We start from the raw sequence: 16,375 nt of genomic DNA, 5'->3' as shown, positions 1-16,375 counted from the left end.
CTCGATACTCGCCGCGACATACCGGGCCCGTCGTCCACGTTGATCCACAACGCGACAGACTCACAGATCGGCAGGTCAGACACATCACCGACACGCCTGACCTGTCCACCCCACCTCATGTGCGGAAGACGGGGCTAGCGCTACTTCAGGAACGCGGAGATCGCGTAGGCCAGCGCGTCCCACACGGTGACGGTCACGCCGAGCAGGATCAGCAGCACGAGGATGCTGGCCATCAGCTTCCGGTGCCCGCCGAGCCGGTTCGCGGACGCGGCCCAGTCGCCCATGTCGGACAGATACCCCTCGACGGTGAAGCTCGGGTGCAGCCGGTGCTGGCGCTGCAGGTGCTCGGCGAACGCCCGGGCCTCCGGGTCGTCCGGGTCGAGGCCGATCAGCTCGTCGTCGAACTCGTCCGCCAGGGGGTCGGCCCGAAGGCGCGGGTCGTCGTCCGGGTCTTTGATCCCGTTCGCGGCCATGCCCCCACGGTAACCTGGCGCGGTGGCCGAGGCGATGGAGTTGACCGTGGACGGGCCGACCGGGCCTCGAACGGTCCGTGTGTCCAACCCGAGCAAGCCGTACTTCGCGGAGCGGGGGATCACCAAGGCCGACGTGGTCCGGTACTTCCTGTCGGTGGGCGACGGGATCCTGGGCGCCCTGCGCCACCGGCCGACCACACTCGAGCGCTGGCCCGGCGGCGTGTTCGAGGGCGCCAAGCTCTCCACCCGCGCCGACAACCGGGGCGACGCGTTCTACCAGAAGCGCGTCCCCAAGGGCGCGCCCGACTACGTGGAGACGGCGCGGGTCACCTTTCCGAGTGGCCGGCCGGCCGACGAGGTGTGCCCCACCGAGCTGGCCGTGGTCGCCTGGGCGGCGAACCTCGGCACGCTCACGTTCCACCCGTGGCCGGTCCGCCGCCCCGAGGTCGACCACCCCGACCAGCTGCGCGTCGACCTGGACCCGCAACCCGGCACGACCTTCCGCGACGCGGTCGTCGTGGCCCACGAGCTGCGTGCGCTGCTGGAGGAGCTGGGCATGACCGGCTTCCCGAAGACCTCCGGCGGGCGCGGCCTGCACGTCTACGTCCCGATCGAGCCCCGCTGGACGTTCGTCGAGGCCCGCCGCGCGCTGATCGCCCTGGCCCGCGAGCTGGAGCGGCGGATGCCGGACCAGGTGACCGTCAACTGGTGGAAGGAAGAGCGCGGCGAGCGCATCTTCATCGACTTCAACCAGGCCGCCCGCGACCGCACGATCGCGTCCGCCTACTCGGTCCGTCCGACCCCGCGGGCCCTGGTGTCGGCTCCCCTCGGCTGGTCCGAGCTGGACGACGTGACCCCGGACGACTTCGACATCGAGTCGATGCCGAAGCGCTTCGCCGAGGTGGGCGACCTGCACGCGGGTGTGGCGTCGGAGGCCTACTCGCTGGAGCCACTGCTGGAGATGGTCGCCAGGGACAAGGCCGACGGCCTGGGCGACCTGCCGTATCCCCCCGAGTACCCGAAGATGGCCGGCGAGCCCAAACGGGTTCAGCCCTCCCGCGCCCGCCCGGAGGAGTAGCCCGGGCGAAGTCAGGACGCCGGGGGCAGCAGGCCGTCGTTCACCAGCTTGTCGCGCACCATGCCCGCGTCGCCGCCGCCCGAGCCGAGGCTGCCCGAGAACGGTTGGGCCGTCCACGCGTACTCGCCCGGGAACTGGAAGCCCGACAGCTCGTCCACCCGGCGGGCGCCGTCCTCGCCGGCGTTCACGACGGTGTACTCGCGGGTGAACGACTCCGAGCAGTGGTCGTTGCCGAGCGCACCGTCCTCACAGGAGCCCAGCGACGCATAGTTGCCGTGCTTGTTCTCGGCCGAGTAGATCCGCGCCACCTGCGGTGAGCCGCCCGCCAACCGGCCCCAGTCGCAGGCGTTGCCGAGCATCGACTGGTCCACGTGCTCGAACGCGGTGCCCACGTGCGCGATGGTCTTCAGCGCGAACGCGCCGTAGCCGTACTGGCAGGCGGGGTTCGGCGCCAATGTCAGCGTGAACGGCTCCACGTCGCCGTTGTGGCCGCCGTCCCACCAGTCGCCGCAGTCGCGGCGGTAGAGGATCGCGTAGGACACCGCGATCTTGCTCGCGTCGGCCGGGTGCGGGCGAACGCGCGCCACCGCCGTGCCCGGGTTTGTGTCCGTCGCCGGGTCGGTGCAGCCGCCGTTCTCCCCGCTGTCGAACCACACCCAGGGGAAGAAGTTCGCCGCGACCGCGTCCTCGAGGCCGTCGTCGAGCCCGTCACCGTCACCGTCGTCCGCCTGGGCCGGCGCGACCGCCAGACCCATGATCAGCAGGACACCGGTCAGAACCACCAATGCCGAACGCATACGACCACCCTGCTGCGCCCGCCCCGGAACCCGCCATCCGCCGAAGGTCGGGAGAACAAGGACGCACAGCCGAACAGAGCAACGCCGCTACGATGGTTGGGTGCGGCGGACCCGCGGATGACGTTGCGGTTCGGCGTACTGGGTGCGATCGAGGTCTGGCGGGACGGCACCCCGTTGCCGGTGCCGAGCGGCCGCACCCGCCGCACGCTCGCCATGATGCTGCTCACCGGCCGGTTCACCTCGACCGACCGGCTCATCGACGGCCTCTGGCACGACCCGCCGCAGCATGCCAAGGCTCGGCTGCACAACATCATCCGCGACCTGCGCAAGCGCCTCGGCGCCGGCGCGATGACGTGGACATCCGCCGCGGCCGGTTCGCTCCCGCGCTCACCCGCCTGACCCGAGCCCTGCAGGTCCAGGAGGAGGTGGGTGACCAGGAGGGCACGGCCGAGGTGCTCCAGTCCCTGGCCGACCTGGCCCTGGCACGCGGCGACGCGGAGGATGCCCGCGAATGGGCCGAGCGGGCCCTGGAGATCTGGCGCCGGCTCGACGCCCGCCAGGACCTGGCCCGAACCCTGGCCCGCCTGGCCACGATCCACCCGAGGCTGGGCAACCCGTCCGCGGCGACCGGTTGCCGAGAGGAGCGCCGGGCCCTGCTGGCAGAGCTGGGCCTGACCGAAGCCGCCCTACGCCGCCCACCCACCTGACCACACCCGCGAGTCCAACCTTCACGACCCGCGAGTTCCCCCCCGTCGGTGACTCGCGGGTTATGCGTTGGGACTCGCGGGTTCTGGGCGTCGGACTCGCGGGTCCGGAACGTTGGACTCGCGGGTCCTGGGCGTTGGACTCGCGGCGGTGGGGCGAGCAAAAGATCTTGGGCTCGAGTGTTGGAATGAAGCATTCCGTTCTGCTAAATTAGCGGAACAAGTCATTCCGTTCCAATAAGGGGAGTCCCAGTGACCACCACCCTCGAGGCACCAGCCCTCCACACCCCCGAGACCGGCCTGCACCCCCGCCGCTGGCTGGGCCTCTTCGCGATCCTCTCCGCCGACATGCTCAACCTCCTCGACTCCACCGTCGGCACGATCGCCGCACCCGCCATCCGCGCGGATCTCGGGGGCACGACCTCGACGCTGCAAGTGGATCGCCGCCGGGTACACGCTCGCGATGGCGGTCGGGCTGCTCGTCGGTGGCCGGCTGGGCGACATATACGGCCGCAAGCGGATGATGATCGTCGGCGTGGTCGGCTTTCTCGCCGCCTCGGCGCTCTGCGCGGTCAGCGTCTCCCCCGAGATGCTGCTCACCTCGCGCGTACTCCAAGGGCTCTTCGGCGCGGTGCTGGTGCCGCAGTCGTTCGGGCTGATCAGGGAGCTCTTCGGACCCGACGTCAGCAAGGCCTTCGCCATGCTCGGGCCGGTCATCGGGCTCGCCACCGTGCTCGGGCCCGTGGTCGCCGGGGTGCTGGTCGACGCCGACCTGTTCGGCCAGGGGTGGCGGATGATCTTCCTCATCAACGTGCCGCTCGGGGCGTTCGCGCTCTACGTCGGCGCTCGGGTGCTGCCGAGCGGCGAACCGGCCGCCCGCGGGCAGCGGCTCGACGTCAAGGGCGCGATCCTCGCCGCCGCCGGGATGTTCCTGCTCGTCTACCCGCTCACCCAGGGCCACGAGCTCGGATGGCCCGCGTGGACGCTGGCCATGCTCGCCGCGTCGGTGCCGGCGATCGGGATCTTCGCCGGCTACCAGGCCAAGCGGGCCAGGAACAACCGGTCGGTGCTCGTCCGGCTCGGCGTGTTCGCCAAGCGGTCCTACACCTCCGGCGTCGCCTTCCTGATCGCGTTCTTCGGTGTCATCACCGGGTTCTCCCTGGCCGTGGGTCTCTTCCTGCAGCTCGGCCTCGGCTACCAGCCTCTGCACGCCAGCCTCACGATGGCCCCGTGGGCGGTCGGCGCGTTCATCGGCTCCGCACTCGGCGCCACGGTGCTGGCCAAGCTCGGCCGGCACGTCCTCCACATCGGACTGTCGCTGATGGCGGTCGGCCTGGTGGTGCTGCTGGCCGTGATGGGCGACGTGCCGAGCGCCGGCGCGCTGGTCACCCCGCTCACCGTGTACGGCCTGGGCATGGGCATGATCTTCGTCCCGCTGTTCGACATCATCGTCGGCGACCTGTCCGACGAGGAGATCGGCTCGGCGTCCGGCGTGCTCACCTCGGTCGAGCAGCTCGGCGCCTCGCTCGGCATCGCGGTGCTCGGCACGGTCTTCTTCAGCACCGTCGGCTCACCGCTGCACGCCGGCATCGCGGAGTTCGTCCACGCGGCGAAGGTGGTCACGGTGATCGCGATCGGCCTGACCGTCGTCACGTTCGCGCTCGGGTTCCTGCTGCCGAAGAAGGCCAAGCAAGCGCACTGAGTGATACCACCGGGGCGTGCGGCCGAGAGATGTGGCCGCACGCCCTACACTCATATCAGAACAAAGCGCTCTGTTCCACGACGCGAGGGAGGCAGCGGTGCCGGCACCCATGAGCGGCCGCAAGGCCCAGGCGGCGCGCAACGACAAGATCATCGCCGAGGCGGCCCGCAAGGTATTCGTCGCCGACCCGTCCGCGCCGATCGCGGCCGTCGCCGAGGCGGCCGAGGTCGGCATCAGCGCGCTCTACCGCCGCTACCCGTCCAAGGAGGACCTGCTGCGCAAGGTGTGCGCCGACGGCCTCGAGATCTACACCGCGCTCGTCCAGGAGGGGGTCGACGCGCTGCAGGACGGGGCCGGCGACCCCTGGGCGGCCTTCGAGAACGTCATGCGCCGCGTCGTCGAGGCCGACACCCACTCGATCACCGTCGCGCTCGCCGGGACGTTCACCCCCTCCCCCGAGCTCTTCGCGGCGTCCGAGCGGGCGAACACGCTGAACGCGGCGCTGGTCGAGCGTGCCCACGCCGCGGGCGTCCTGCGGCCGGACGTCACCGACGAGGACCTCGGCCCGATCTTCGAGCAGCTCGCGGCCGTCCACGTCGAGAACGGCCGGCGCACCCACGCGCTACGCCAGCGCTACCTGACCCTGTACCTCGACGGCCTGCGCACCCCACCGGCGACGTCACCGCTGCCGTGGGGTGGGCCGACCGACGAGGAACGCGAGGAGCCCTGGATCCCGAAGGTCTCGAGGACCTAGCCCCCGCCGGAAGTTCGTCACTCGATTCGCCGGCCCGGCTTCCTGCCGGCGGCGTTGCCGATCCGCCCGAGTACAACCCGGTACGAGGACGAACCGGCGCCTTGCCAACAGAAACCTGGACTCACCGACTCACGCAACAGACTCCCGGCGGCGGACACTAGTACACGACCCACGTGTTGCGCGGCGGCCGCTGGCCGACGCCCGGACGCGAGTAGTCGCACACCCCACCAGGGAACGTCTGGCGCAGCTGGGACTTCTGCGCCGCGGTGAAGCGCGCCGGGTAGTCACGCCAGTCGACCGGCTGGAGCCGGCACTTGAGCACGCGCATCGACAGGTCCGCGCCGGACACCAGCCGCGGGTTCGCCGCGATCGGGTACAAGGCACCGCACCGGCCGCCCGACGGGTACGTCAGCCGCTCGCGGATCCGCTCGCCGGAGGCCAGGTAGCAGCCGTCGCCGAGATCCTCGGGCTTGTTGGCGACGACCTTCGCCGCCCGGTCCCGGTGCGTGCCGTCCGCGCCGATCGCCGTGAGCCAGCGGTCCATCGCGTCCAGCTCGTAGACCGCCGACGCGACGGACTGGTCCGGTGTCGGCATGTTCTCGATGATCACCTGGTTGGCGGCGGTGCCGTTGGCCTCGATGAGCCGCGCCCGCATGAGGTAGGACATCTCGGCGGTGTGGATGTCGCCGACCGGTCCGACCAGGTCGAGGTATGTGCGCTGGTCGATGATCGGTGTGGTCCGCAGGCCGAGCCGGGCACTGTTGACGAGGTCGGCGGCGTACGCGGCGGCCAGCGCCCGCGGGTCGGCGACCGTGCGGGTCGGGGTGCGCGTGCCGGTCTCGTCGTAGCCGCCGACGCCGGCGTTCAGCGCCACGAACTGCTCCGCGTCGATCGTCCCGGACTCCAACGCGGACAGTCCGTACTGGACACCGGTGTTGTCCAGCGCGCCCCGCACGAAGCCACGCCCGTTGCGGCCGAGCTGGTTGACCCACTGCTCGGCGGCACTGCACTTCACACCGTCCGGGTTGGACACCGGGTCCCAGCGCGCGTCGACCGGGATCGCCGCGGGGCAGCTGCCGGTCGGCGTGCTGCGGTTGAGGAACGTCAGTCCCCATGAGACACAGGGGCTGTAGGTGTTGTACCCGGCCACGGCGACCCGCTGCGCCTCGGTGAACGACGCGCCGGAGCCGGCGAAGAACGCGTTCAGCAGCCCGCAGTCGGTCACCGGGTTCATCGTCGTGAGCGGGTCCGGGTAGGAGATGCCCGGGATGATGCCGTCGAGGATGCCCGGGTAGGCGTCGGCGATGTCGTACTGTTGGATCGCGCCGCCGGACCCGCCCCAGCCGATGGTGTGCCGGACGGGGCCGTAGGTCTCGGCGAAGTGCTCCTTCACCATCATCGCGGCCTCGGCGGAGATGATGGTGCTGCAGTTGTTGTCCAGCACGTTCAGCGTCGAGGACGCGACGCCGTAACCCTGGGACAGGAACAGGTCGTTGAGCACGCCGCCGGTGCCCGAGCCCTGGTGGTAGCCGCCGTTGCAGCCGCCGCCGAAGGTGTAGACGAGCCGGTCGTTCCAGCCGCTCTCCGGCTCGGTGGGCGACGGGTCGGTGCCGTCGGTCAGCGCGGCGGTCTCGTACACCGCGCGGTCGATCACGCCGGTCTCGACGCGGACGACGTAGGGCACCGTTCGTCCCGCGACGGTGGCCGTCGCCAGATCGGCGGGCCGCGTCGTCGGGTCGGCGAGCGGCGCGAACTGGCCGGCCGTGGTGCGGTACCGGTAGCTCACCTTCGTCGGCGCGTCGCACTTCGGCTGCTCGGCCGGGTCCAGGCCGAACGCGGTGGTCTCACAGAAGAACGGACGCTGCTGCGGGCCGGAGAACACCGGGCCGAGCCGGTCGTGGTCGGTGATCCGCAGGTGCTCGTGCCGGCCGCCGGCCTTGGCCTCGACGGTGTTGCGGCCCGGGCGAAGCCCCGTGACGAGCCCGACGAGCGAGCGGTCCGACTGCCGCACGAAGCTCGACGTGACGTCCTTGCCGTTGCGGGTGATCCGCACGCGGTCGTGACCCGGCACGGTGACCCGCACGAGCGCGTCGCCGCCGCTGACGAACTCGGGTTTCGGGTTCGACACGGTCGTGATCGTCAACCGGCCGGACTGGTGGAGTGTGCCGGCCGCCGAGGCGACCGACATACCGGACAGCAGCGTCGCTGCCGCGACGGTGGCCGCGAGCGCGACGATGCGCCGGCGGCGGGATCTCGGAGTGGACACGGACCGATCCTGCCACCGCGTGGCGCCCACGGAAAACCCTTGTGGCTCCGTAAGATCACTTGGCTGCCGACTCTCGTGGGGAGACCGTGACCGACGCCCTGCCCTGCCTTGTGCTGGCCGCCCAATGATGGGCCACAGCCACGCGCTGACCGGCTGGTGCGCCGGCCTCGCCGTGGCCCCGATGGTCGGGCTGCACACATTGCCCGAGGTCATCCCGTTCGCGACGGCGGCGGCCGGCTACGCACTCCTGCCCGACCTCGACCATCCCGGCGCCACCGCGTCCCGGTTCCTCGGGCCGCTCACCGGGCTGTTGTCGCGCCTGCTGCGGATATGCTCGCGCGGGCTGTACGCGCTGACCAAGGGCCCGCGCGACGAGGACTGCGACGGCACGCACCGGCACATGACCCACACCGTCGCGTTCGCGGTGCTGCTCGGCTGGGTCGCGACCTCGATCTCCGAGCTCGGCGGCGCGTGGGCGGTCGGCGGGATCATCGCGTTCGGCCTGCTGCTCGCCGCCGACGTGCTCGGCGACTGGCTCCTGGTCGTCGCCGCGACCGCGGCCGGCTTCACCGCGTTCCTGGGCGGGTTGGACGACGCGCTCACCACGTCCACCGGTTGGGTCGGCGTCGCCGTCGCGGTGGGCTGTGTGGTGCACTGCCTCGGTGACGCGATAACCAAGTCCGGCTGCCCGTTCCTGTGGCCGGTCCCGATCGCCGGCGAGACCTGGTACGAGCTGCGCCCGCCGCGCTGGCTGCGGTTCCGTACCGGTGGCGGGGTGGAGAAGCTGCTGCTGGTGCCGGTGTTCACGGTGGCGGGCGTCCTGTTGCTGCCAGGCGTGTGGGCGCAGCTGGTCGCCCTGTTCGCCCGGTTCGTGCCGCCTGCCTCCTAGTGTCGCGTGACCCTGAAACCTTGACGCCGCTGCGGCCAACGCGGCCCCTGGCCGCGTTGGAGAAAAACCCAAGTACACGCCTTGCCAGGAACCACGTTGATCCACAGCGGACGCAAAGGCACAGGATCACGCGACACTAGCCGAGCCGGGTGTGGCGAGGCTCCCGACCATGGCGTGGCCGGGAGCCCCTGCGACAGCGGTTCGCCGTTGAACCGCTACGGGCTGGGTTCTCTCGGGAACGGGATGTGAATCTGCCGGTCCTCCCGCGGCTGCGGCGAGCGGTGCTGTTCCAGAGCCAACCCGAGCTCCAGCTGCTCGGGCAGGCGGCGGGGCGGTCCGTGGTCGGGTATCCGCGGTTCGTGCATCGGTGGCTCCGGCTGACGGGCTTGCGGCAAGCGGGGTTCCGGCTGCCGTGGTTCGGGCACGTACGCCCGCGCCGGTCGCTGTTTACGGCCGGCGTGAATGGTGACCGGGAGACCGGCGTACATGCCGGTGATGATCTGTCCACACAGGACGGCGAGGAGGCCGATGAGCGGCCACTCCCAGCTGTTCGTCGAGCTGTGCAACAGGCCCGCACCCAGCGCCGTCACCCCGGCGAGGGCGTAGCCGAGGCCCTGCACCATCGACGACAGCGCCGCGGCGGTGTCTCCGTCCGGCGCGGCGCGCAGCGAGATGAGGGTCAGCGCCAGGCCGACCGCGGGCATACCCAACCCGAGGCAGACGGCCCAGAGCCACGGGTTCCACGCGGGATCCAGGAGGAGCCCCGCGACGGCCACCAGGTTGGGCGCGGCCAGCGCGACGGCGAGCCCGGACTGGGCCTTGGTCGCGCGGGCCCACTTCGGCACCATCAGCGCGATCGGCACACCCAGCGCCATGGCGACGGTGAACAGCCATTGCACCGTCGCCCCACTGACCTCCGCGTGGTCGTGCAGGATGCTGGGCAGCCAACCCATGATGCTGAACGTGAAACCCGAGGTCAGTCCGAAGTGGACTGTCAGGGACCACGCGGTGCCGGCCGGGGTGAGACTGCCAGGGCCGGGATGCTTCGCGGCGGCCACGGGGGGTTCGGTGAACCGTCGCGCGGCGACCCGCCAGGCCGCCCAGCCCGCGGCAGCGAGGAGAGCCCATCCGCTCACCCCGAGCTGCCACGAGCTCTTCCCCGCGACTTGCGGGGTGACGAGAGCGCCGATCCCGCTCCCGCCACCCATCGCCGCGATGTAACAGCCGGTGAGCATCGCCCAGGCGCGGGCGGGCGCCGAGTGGGTGATCACCGGCAACAACGTGCCGAGCACGGCGATCGCGAGGCACGCGACGACCGTTCCGGCGAGAAGGAGATAAGGCCCCGCCATGACCCGTGCGGCCAGCGTGGCGGCCAATACGACCAGCGCGAGGGACACGGTGCGGGAGGTGCCCAGCCGCGACCGCATCGTCCACGCCAGCGCCCCGCCGACCGCGAAGCACCAGACCGGCGCGGCGACGACGGCGGAAGCGAGGACGCCAGACATTCCGGTGCCCGTGCGGATATCGGTGAGCATGGCGCCAACGCTCGTCACGGCGGGACGCAAGTTGAGTGCCAACAATGGGACCGCGACCAATACGCCGATGGACAGCGCCAGCCGGGCGCCGTCCACTGGTGCCTCGGCCACCGGGCGGTGTGCTGCGCGGTGCAGGCCGCTGCCTGACGGCCGGACCGGAACAAGGACTCGGTAGGGCGGCGAGCTCCGCCCGAGGACGTGGTTCGGCCTCATGCCGGGCCTCCAGCTGCGATTAGTCGAAAAAGCCCCGCTGATCGGCGCAGGGACGCGTGCCAATTCGGCGCGCCAAGGACGACGACCTGATCCGCGGTGCTGGAGGGGACGCAGGGGGCGCCGCCGGGGTCCTGCAACTCTCGGCGAGGAGTGGTGCGGGGGTTTCTACGGGTCGGGTACGGTCAGGGAAACAACAAGGAAATAGGGGAGTTCGACTTCGGTGCGGTGTGTCGAAGGTGTTACTGGATATGAGATTACGTCCCAATCGCATATTGTGGAATGGCCCCAGATAACGATTGATGCCTGAACTCCGTAACCTGTAACGGCTTTCCCGGCCAAATGGCCGCTTGCACGTGCAGGCGCCTCGTGCACGACGGTCGCCGCGCCGCGCCGGGCCCGCCTGCCGGCGCCGCCGTCTTCCGCATCCGTGCTGGGGAAAGCCCGTTCCGGGACGGCCACACGGAGCCGGCCGGGTGCCGCGGCCCCGGGTGGACCGGGGTGAGCGGGCGCATACCTGTGTCGACCGTCCGGCCGCGTTCACGTCCGATCCGGTAGCCGCCGCACGGTCGAGCATCCACAACGGACAATTGCGCGGCCGATCGGATTTATTGTGTGGTTGGACAAACTACCTGACCGACTGGAACTGTCTCAGATGGATATTCCGGGGAGGTCACTCGTTCGGCGTATCAAGTGCCCGCTGAGCCGCCCGGCTCGTGGTGACACCGCGTGACGAACGGCCGGACAGATCCCCGGGTCGACCGCCAACCGACACCGGCTTCGGGAAAGTCACGAACGCATCACGCGGTCCGGTCTCACGGTGCTACCGCTCAGCGCAACCGTGCTACCAACTCACCCCGGCTGCGCACACCCACCTTCGCGAACACCGACTTCAGGTGGTCCTGCACGGTGTTCGCCGAGATGTGCAACCGCGCCGCGATGCCCCCGGTCGAGTGGCCCGCGATGACCTCGTCGCACACCTCGCGCTCGCGGGCCGTCAGGCCGTAGGCCCGGAGCAGCAGGCCGCGGAGCTGGTCGCCCCGTCGCGGCCTCGAACGTCACTGCCGTCTCCGTGTCGGCGCCGATCAGCCGGCTCGCGCGCAGCAGCAGCCAGCCGCCGCGGGCGTCGCGGATCCGCGCGTGGAAGGTGCCGGTCGGCCGGGCACCGACGACCGCGGCCCGCACCATCACGCCGAACCGGCCCGGGGCCACGTCCTCCAGGCGGTCCTGCCAGACCTGGGCGGCCGGGGTCAGCGCCCTGGTCTCGCCGTGCGGGCCGGCCAGGACGATCGCCGGGCCGCCCGCCGCGCCCGCGCCGTGCGCCTCCGCCCGGACCGCCAACCGGGTGGCCGCGGCGACCGCGGGCGCGACCGCGCCCAGGAACTCGACCTCGCGCTCGGTGAAGTCCCGGCCGGCGCGAACCATGCCGCCCGCACCCCAGCACTCGCAGTCGACGGTGAACAGCACCCGCAGCTCGTGCTCGAGGCCCAGTGGCCGCCAGATCTCGTTGAGCCGGCTGCTGCGCGCGATCTCCGCGCGGGACAGGTCCGACAGCCGCGCCACCGGCGCACCCCGCCGGGCGAGCTCGGCGAACCGGTGCGGCTCGGTGCCGGTGTACTCGGCCTCGGCCAGCAGCGGCTCGTACCGCCCCGGGATGCGCGCCTCGCCGCTGGTCATCGAGCCGATCGTCAGCGTCTCGGGGTCGATCATCGCCCAGCAGGTGAGCTCGGTGCCCACCTCGCGGCCGACCAGCCCGATGGCGGCGGCGTGCAGCTCGGCGACACCGGCCCCTGCGGCGGCCAGCGCCGCGACCCCTGCCGCACGCGACGCGCCCGGCTCTCCAGCATGTGGCCAGTATGACCTGGTCAGGCGGCCGGTGAACATCCCAGATTCCTGGGATCGACCCGCGCCCCCGCGTTCCTACCGTCGAGGCATGACGGCACAACAGGTCCACCACTGCGCGCCCGGCGATGGCGACGAGCTCGTCTCGCCGGACGCGACGATCACCGTGAAGGTCGGCGCGCGGCACACGGGCGGCGGCTACGAGCTGTTCGAGGTCGACGCGCCGCGCGGGCCGGCCGTCCCGCCGCACCGCGAGCCGTGGGGCAAGGCGTTCTACGTGCTGCACGGCAGGCTCCTCGTGCAGGCCGGCGACCAGGGCTACGACCCCGGGCCGGGCGCGTCGATCGCGATCCCGCCGCGGACGGTGAACACGTTCACCGTGCTCACCCCGTCGGCCCGGTTCCTGGTGGTGAGCACGGGCGGGATGGGCGAGTTCTTCGCCGACCTGGACCGGGGCGGGCCGGCCGTGGAGGTGGCCGCGGGGCACGGGGTGGAGGTGGCGTGATGACCGCCGTCGCGCAGGTGTTCGCGCTGGTCGGCGCGTTCGTGCACGTGCTGGTGTTCGGGTGGGAGGTGCTGGTGTTCGGCCGGCCGGGCATTCACCGGGGCATCTTCCGGATCCCGTCGGCCGACGTGCCGGCGGTGCGGCTGTGGGCGTTCAACGTGGGGTTCTACAACCTGTTCCTGGGCTCGGGCGCGATCGCCGGCGTGGTCCTGTGGTGGTCCGGCGAGGTCGCGGTCGGCCGCGCGCTGGTGCTGTACACGTGCGCGTTCATGGCCCTCGCCGGAGTGGCGCTGTTCGCGTCCGACCGGATGGCGCTGAGCAGGCCGCGCGGGGCGGGGGTCGTCGGCTCAATAGCGCAGGCGGTGCCGCCGCTCGTCGCCATCCTCGCCGTGGTGTGGTGAGGGTGCTCGGGTAGCGTCCGCGCGGTGCGGCCCGCGCGGGGCCGCGGTGAGGGATGGGCACGAATGAGTGAGCTGGACGAGGACGACACGCAGTGGACCGATGAGGCCCGCGAGTCGTTCCGGACCGCGGCGGCGAACCTGGTCGAGGCGACCCGCCAGCACAGCGCGGCGCTGCTGGAGATGACCGGCACGGACGCCGACGCCGAGGCGATCGCCGAGGTCGGCGAGCACCTGGAGGCGGCCGCCACCACCTACGCGGACACGCAGTTCGAGCTCACCGGCACCGTCCCGCCGCTCGGCCTCGACGAGGAGGACGACTACTCCTACGACGACGGCCTCTACTACGAGGACGAGGACCTCACGGACGTCGACCTCGACGGTGATCTCGACGCTGAGGGCGATGGCGAGGAGGACGTCGAGGAGTCCGACGAGCCCGCGGCCAAGCTGACCGTGCTGCACCGGGTCGACTTCGTGGTGACCGACGAGCTGGCCGTGATCCAGGCCGGCAAGGAGGCCTACCACGACGCGTGGGACGGCGAGCCCGAGAGCGATGACCCGGACGCCGAGGACGCGATCGACGTCGCCGACCTCAGCGGGGCGCTGCAGCAGATCCAGCAGGCCGGCGGCATCGAGGCGCTGGCCGACACCCCTGGCCTGGCCTCGGCGGGCGCGACGACCTGGGTCCTCGAGGCCACCGACCTCCTCGACGAGCGCGAGCCCGAGGAGTGGCCGGAGTCCCCCTTCGCCCCCGGCGACAACGTCGACCAGCGGCTGCTGCACCGCCTGGACGAGGTGGCCAGCTAACGCAGTGCCGGGTCCCGGGCGTTGGACTCGCGGGTCCCGGGCGTTGGACTCGCGGGTCCTGAGCGTTGGACTCGTGGGGCAGCGCTTTGTCGGTCGTTGCGTTATCGGGGCTGGGTCGCGAGGCGGGTCAGCCACTCGCGCAGGAGCGATGCCTCGGCCGCGGTGAGAGGGCCGTCCCCGTTCATCGCGGCCAACAAGGCGGTCGCGAGCGACCGGACCTCCCCCGCGGCCCGCTCCGGTGCGATCAGCGCGTCGATGACCGTGTCGCGGAGGCGGTCCGACGCGGCGAGGTCCGGTTCGGGCTGGGCGATGAGGCTCAGCGTGATGCCCACGTTCGCGGCGACCATCTCCCGCGCGGCCTCCTTGGCGGGCACCCGCAGCCGGGTGTCCACCTCGGACAGCAGGTCCAACAGCCTGCGCTCGGCGGTGGCGGACAGCGTGCACGGCACACCGGGCTCGATCCGGCCGTACACCAGGATGTAGAAACCCGGATGCTCCAGTCCGAAGTGGACATGGTGGTCCCAGCCGGCGCGGATGGATGCCACCGGGTCGGTCGGGCCGGTCGGGCCGGTCGCGGCTTCCTGCAGGTACTGGGTGAAGCCGTAGTTCGCCACCGCGTCCAGCAGGCCCTGCTTGCTGCCGAAGTGGTGGTACAGCGTCGGCGCCTGCACGCCCGCCCGCTCGGTGATGGCACGGGTCGACACCCGGCCGTCCGCGGACTCGTGCAGGAGCTCTCCGGCCGCCAGCAGCAGCCGGTCCCTCGCGTTGCCGCGCCGGCCACCGTCGGTCATGTAGCAAATATAGCGGCGGGCGGGCATCGTGGAGGCGTACCCCAGGAGGAGCTGAGATGTCCCGCATCCTGATCACCGGCTCGGCCGACGGGCTCGGGCTCATGGCCGGCCAGCACCTGATCGGCGAAGGCCACGACGTGGTGCTGCACGCCCGCAACGACGACCGCGCCCGCGACACGCGCGCGGCGGCGCCTGGGGCCGCCGACGTGTTGGTCGGCGACCTGGCCAGCATCGACGAGACCCGCAAGGTCGCCGAGCAGGCGATCGCGGCAGGCCCGTTCGACGCGGTGATCCACAACGCCGCGGTCGGCTACCAGGAGCGCCGGCGCATCGGGACCGTGGACGGGCTGGCGCACGTGTTCGCCATCAACGTGCTCGCTCCCTACCTCCTCACCGCGCTGATCCCGGCGCCGTCACGTCTCGTGTACCTGAGCTCGGGCATGCACCGCGGGGGCGACCCGGACCTCGACGACCTTCAGTGGGAACGCAAGCGCTGGAACGGCTCGCAGGCCTACGCGGACTCCAAGCTGTTCGACGCCGTGCTCGCGGTCGCGGTCGCGCGGCGCCGGCCGTCGGTCCGGTCCAACGCCGTCGACCCCGGCTGGGTCCCGACGAGGATGGGTGGCCGCGGCGCACCCGACGACCTGGCGCAGGGCAGCGCGACCCAGACCTGGCTCGCCACGAGCGACGACCGGGCGGCCACGACCACCGGCGGCTACTTCTACCACCGGCGACCACGGCAGGCGCACCCCGCGACCGACGACCCCCGCGTGCAAGACGGCCTGCTCGCCGCCTGCGCCGGGCTAACGGGCATCGAGCTCGGCTAAGAACTCGACCAGCACCGGGACCAGCACCGACGGCTCCACCACATGCTCCTCCCCTTCCAGCACCCGCAAGGACCCCGCCGGCATGGCCTCCGCGAGGGCTCGGTCCGTGTCGGTCATCCAGGCCGGCGACGCACCGCCGACCAGCACCAGCGACGGCGCGACGGCCGCACGGGCCGACTCGAACGGCACCGTGCCGCCCGCCGCGTCGCCCATGACCGCCGAGTCGTAGGCCAGCGTGGGAGCCAAGGCGGCGGTGCCCGCCCACCACGGCTCCGCACGCCACGCGGACACCATCTCGGTGGGCAGCCCGGTGATGCTGAAGAACAACGCAAGCGCGTCGTCCCGGCGGCCGGCGTCGAGCAGCGAGGCCAGCGACGCGGCGTACTCGCGAGACCCCGCCGCCATCGCGTCGGCGCTGTACGGGGGCTCGTGCAGCACGGCACGGGTGACGGGTAAGCCGGCCGCCAGCGCGTGCAGCACCAAGCCGGCGCCCGACGAGTGGCCGTACAACGCGGCCGAGCCACCCACGTCCGCGATGAGCGCCGCGAGGTCCTCGACCTCGCGCTCGACCGCGTACGGCGCGGTGTCGCCGCTGTCCCCCCGGCCACGTCTGTCGTAGTTGACCACGGCGTAGTGCCGCGCGAGCTCCGAAGAGATGCCGGACATCTTGGCCCGGTCGCACGTGGCCCCACCGACCACGACGACCGGTGAGCCGGAGCCCAACAGGTCGTAGGCGATGAGGGTGCCGTCAGCTGAGGTGACCTTGTTCGTCGACATGCCGGAGACGCTACGACAGC

General features: G+C 71.6%; 17 protein-coding genes. 10 read left to right on the top strand and 7 right to left on the bottom strand.

Annotation, left to right across the window (positions count from 1 at the left end; translation table 11 throughout):
* Positions 1–140: 140 nt before the first annotated feature.
* Complete coding sequence (locus tag GEV28_RS25755) at positions 141–473, bottom strand: hypothetical protein (protein WP_291414799.1); 333 nt, start codon at positions 471–473, stop codon at positions 141–143.
* A 34-nt stretch (positions 474–507) separates the two neighbouring features.
* Between GEV28_RS25755 and ligD the strand changes: the two genes are divergently transcribed.
* Positions 508–1,551, top strand: coding sequence for a non-homologous end-joining DNA ligase (gene ligD / locus GEV28_RS25750; RefSeq protein WP_291414802.1), 1,044 nt, complete (start codon positions 508–510; stop codon positions 1,549–1,551).
* Between the two features lie 11 nt (positions 1,552–1,562).
* Here ligD and GEV28_RS25745 read toward each other — a convergent pair whose 3' ends face one another.
* Complete coding sequence (locus GEV28_RS25745; protein WP_291414798.1) at positions 1,563–2,348, bottom strand: hypothetical protein; 786 nt, start codon at positions 2,346–2,348, stop codon at positions 1,563–1,565.
* A gap of 117 nt (positions 2,349–2,465) precedes the next feature.
* Here GEV28_RS25745 and GEV28_RS25740 point away from each other — a divergent pair, with 117 nt between their 5' ends.
* The 4 genes from GEV28_RS25740 (at position 2,466) to GEV28_RS25725 (ending at position 5,508) form a co-directional block, all read left to right on the top strand.
* Positions 2,466–2,747 (top strand): hypothetical protein, encoded by a 282-nt coding sequence (locus tag GEV28_RS25740; protein WP_291414797.1) that lies wholly within the window; start codon positions 2,466–2,468, stop codon positions 2,745–2,747.
* Entirely contained in the window at positions 2,702–3,055 is a 354-nt protein-coding gene (locus GEV28_RS25735; protein ID WP_291414796.1) for a tetratricopeptide repeat protein, read from the top strand. Before GEV28_RS25740 ends, GEV28_RS25735 begins: the two co-directional genes overlap by 46 nt.
* Before the next feature lie 403 nt (positions 3,056–3,458).
* Positions 3,459–4,754: an MFS transporter gene (locus tag GEV28_RS25730; RefSeq protein WP_367115188.1), complete on the top strand. Its 1,296-nt coding sequence runs from the start codon at positions 3,459–3,461 to the stop codon at positions 4,752–4,754.
* 97 nt (positions 4,755–4,851) lie between these two features.
* Entirely contained in the window at positions 4,852–5,508 is a 657-nt protein-coding gene (locus GEV28_RS25725; RefSeq protein ID WP_291414795.1) for a TetR/AcrR family transcriptional regulator, read from the top strand.
* Between the two features lie 157 nt (positions 5,509–5,665).
* Here the strand turns inward: GEV28_RS25725 and GEV28_RS25720 are convergent, their stop codons facing one another.
* Complete coding sequence (locus GEV28_RS25720) at positions 5,666–7,774, bottom strand: DUF6351 family protein (protein WP_291414794.1); 2,109 nt, start codon at positions 7,772–7,774, stop codon at positions 5,666–5,668.
* A 124-nt stretch (positions 7,775–7,898) separates the two neighbouring features.
* On the opposite strand from GEV28_RS25720, the gene GEV28_RS25715 reads away from it, so the two are divergent.
* Positions 7,899–8,663 carry a metal-dependent hydrolase gene (locus GEV28_RS25715; RefSeq protein WP_367115187.1) on the top strand — a complete coding sequence of 255 codons (765 nt, stop codon included), beginning with the start codon at positions 7,899–7,901 and terminating at the stop codon, positions 8,661–8,663.
* A 215-nt stretch (positions 8,664–8,878) separates the two neighbouring features.
* Here GEV28_RS25715 and GEV28_RS25710 read toward each other — a convergent pair whose 3' ends face one another.
* Together GEV28_RS25710 and GEV28_RS25705 are read right to left on the bottom strand one after the other, a co-directional pair.
* Positions 8,879–10,411: an MFS transporter gene (locus tag GEV28_RS25710; protein WP_367115186.1), complete on the bottom strand. Its 1,533-nt coding sequence runs from the start codon at positions 10,409–10,411 to the stop codon at positions 8,879–8,881.
* Between the two features lie 827 nt (positions 10,412–11,238).
* Positions 11,239–11,388, bottom strand: a complete 150-nt coding sequence (locus tag GEV28_RS25705; RefSeq protein WP_291414792.1) for a helix-turn-helix transcriptional regulator — start codon at positions 11,386–11,388, stop codon at positions 11,239–11,241.
* A 953-nt stretch (positions 11,389–12,341) separates the two neighbouring features.
* Here GEV28_RS25705 and GEV28_RS25700 point away from each other — a divergent pair.
* The 3 genes from GEV28_RS25700 to GEV28_RS25690 all read left to right on the top strand — a co-directional run bounded on the left by GEV28_RS25700 (position 12,342) and on the right by GEV28_RS25690 (position 13,960).
* Complete coding sequence (locus GEV28_RS25700) at positions 12,342–12,755, top strand: cupin domain-containing protein (protein WP_291414791.1); 414 nt, start codon at positions 12,342–12,344, stop codon at positions 12,753–12,755.
* Positions 12,755–13,156 carry a DUF1304 domain-containing protein gene (locus GEV28_RS25695; protein ID WP_291414790.1) on the top strand — a complete coding sequence of 134 codons (402 nt, stop codon included), beginning with the start codon at positions 12,755–12,757 and terminating at the stop codon, positions 13,154–13,156. The genes GEV28_RS25700 and GEV28_RS25695 overlap by 1 nt, the downstream gene beginning before the upstream one ends.
* 63 nt (positions 13,157–13,219) lie before the next feature.
* Entirely contained in the window at positions 13,220–13,960 is a 741-nt protein-coding gene (locus GEV28_RS25690) for a hypothetical protein (RefSeq protein WP_291414789.1), read from the top strand.
* 101 nt (positions 13,961–14,061) lie between these two features.
* Here GEV28_RS25690 and GEV28_RS25685 read toward each other — a convergent pair whose 3' ends face one another.
* Entirely contained in the window at positions 14,062–14,751 is a 690-nt protein-coding gene (locus GEV28_RS25685; RefSeq protein WP_291414788.1) for a TetR/AcrR family transcriptional regulator, read from the bottom strand.
* A gap of 56 nt (positions 14,752–14,807) precedes the next feature.
* Between GEV28_RS25685 and GEV28_RS25680 the strand changes: the two genes are divergently transcribed.
* On the top strand, positions 14,808–15,578 hold the full coding sequence (locus tag GEV28_RS25680; protein WP_291414787.1) for an SDR family NAD(P)-dependent oxidoreductase: 771 nt from the start codon (positions 14,808–14,810) through the stop codon (positions 15,576–15,578).
* Here GEV28_RS25680 and GEV28_RS25675 read toward each other — a convergent pair.
* The gene (locus tag GEV28_RS25675) at positions 15,555–16,355 is read right to left on the bottom strand and encodes an alpha/beta hydrolase (protein ID WP_291414786.1); all 801 of its coding nucleotides are present in this window, start codon (positions 16,353–16,355) and stop codon (positions 15,555–15,557) included. The two genes, GEV28_RS25680 and GEV28_RS25675, sit on opposite strands and share 24 nt — an antisense overlap.
* Positions 16,356–16,375: the final 20 nt, after the last annotated feature.

The sequence above is a fragment of the Actinophytocola sp. genome (genome assembly GCF_009379765.1).
GTDB lineage: Bacteria > Actinomycetota > Actinomycetes > Mycobacteriales > Pseudonocardiaceae > Actinophytocola.
This window is presented reverse-complemented; position numbering and strand designations above follow the sequence as displayed.

Excerpts from the sequence above, each read along its gene's own strand:
- GEV28_RS25755 (WP_291414799.1), bottom strand. The coding sequence starts at position 473 with ATGGCCGCGAACGGGATCAAAGACCCGGACGACGACCCGCGCCTTCGG.
- ligD (WP_291414802.1), top strand. The coding sequence starts at position 508 with ATGGAGTTGACCGTGGACGGGCCGACCGGGCCTCGAACGGTCCGTGTG.
- GEV28_RS25745 (WP_291414798.1), bottom strand. The coding sequence starts at position 2,348 with ATGCGTTCGGCATTGGTGGTTCTGACCGGTGTCCTGCTGATCATGGGT.
- GEV28_RS25740 (WP_291414797.1), top strand. The coding sequence starts at position 2,466 with ATGACGTTGCGGTTCGGCGTACTGGGTGCGATCGAGGTCTGGCGGGAC.
- GEV28_RS25715 (WP_367115187.1), top strand. The coding sequence starts at position 7,899 with ATGATGGGCCACAGCCACGCGCTGACCGGCTGGTGCGCCGGCCTCGCC.
- GEV28_RS25710 (WP_367115186.1), bottom strand. The coding sequence starts at position 10,411 with ATGAGGCCGAACCACGTCCTCGGGCGGAGCTCGCCGCCCTACCGAGTC.
- GEV28_RS25700 (WP_291414791.1), top strand. The coding sequence starts at position 12,342 with ATGACGGCACAACAGGTCCACCACTGCGCGCCCGGCGATGGCGACGAG.
- GEV28_RS25695 (WP_291414790.1), top strand. The coding sequence starts at position 12,755 with ATGACCGCCGTCGCGCAGGTGTTCGCGCTGGTCGGCGCGTTCGTGCAC.
- GEV28_RS25690 (WP_291414789.1), top strand. The coding sequence starts at position 13,220 with ATGAGTGAGCTGGACGAGGACGACACGCAGTGGACCGATGAGGCCCGC.
- GEV28_RS25685 (WP_291414788.1), bottom strand. The coding sequence starts at position 14,751 with ATGACCGACGGTGGCCGGCGCGGCAACGCGAGGGACCGGCTGCTGCTG.
- GEV28_RS25680 (WP_291414787.1), top strand. The coding sequence starts at position 14,808 with ATGTCCCGCATCCTGATCACCGGCTCGGCCGACGGGCTCGGGCTCATG.
- GEV28_RS25675 (WP_291414786.1), bottom strand. The coding sequence starts at position 16,355 with ATGTCGACGAACAAGGTCACCTCAGCTGACGGCACCCTCATCGCCTAC.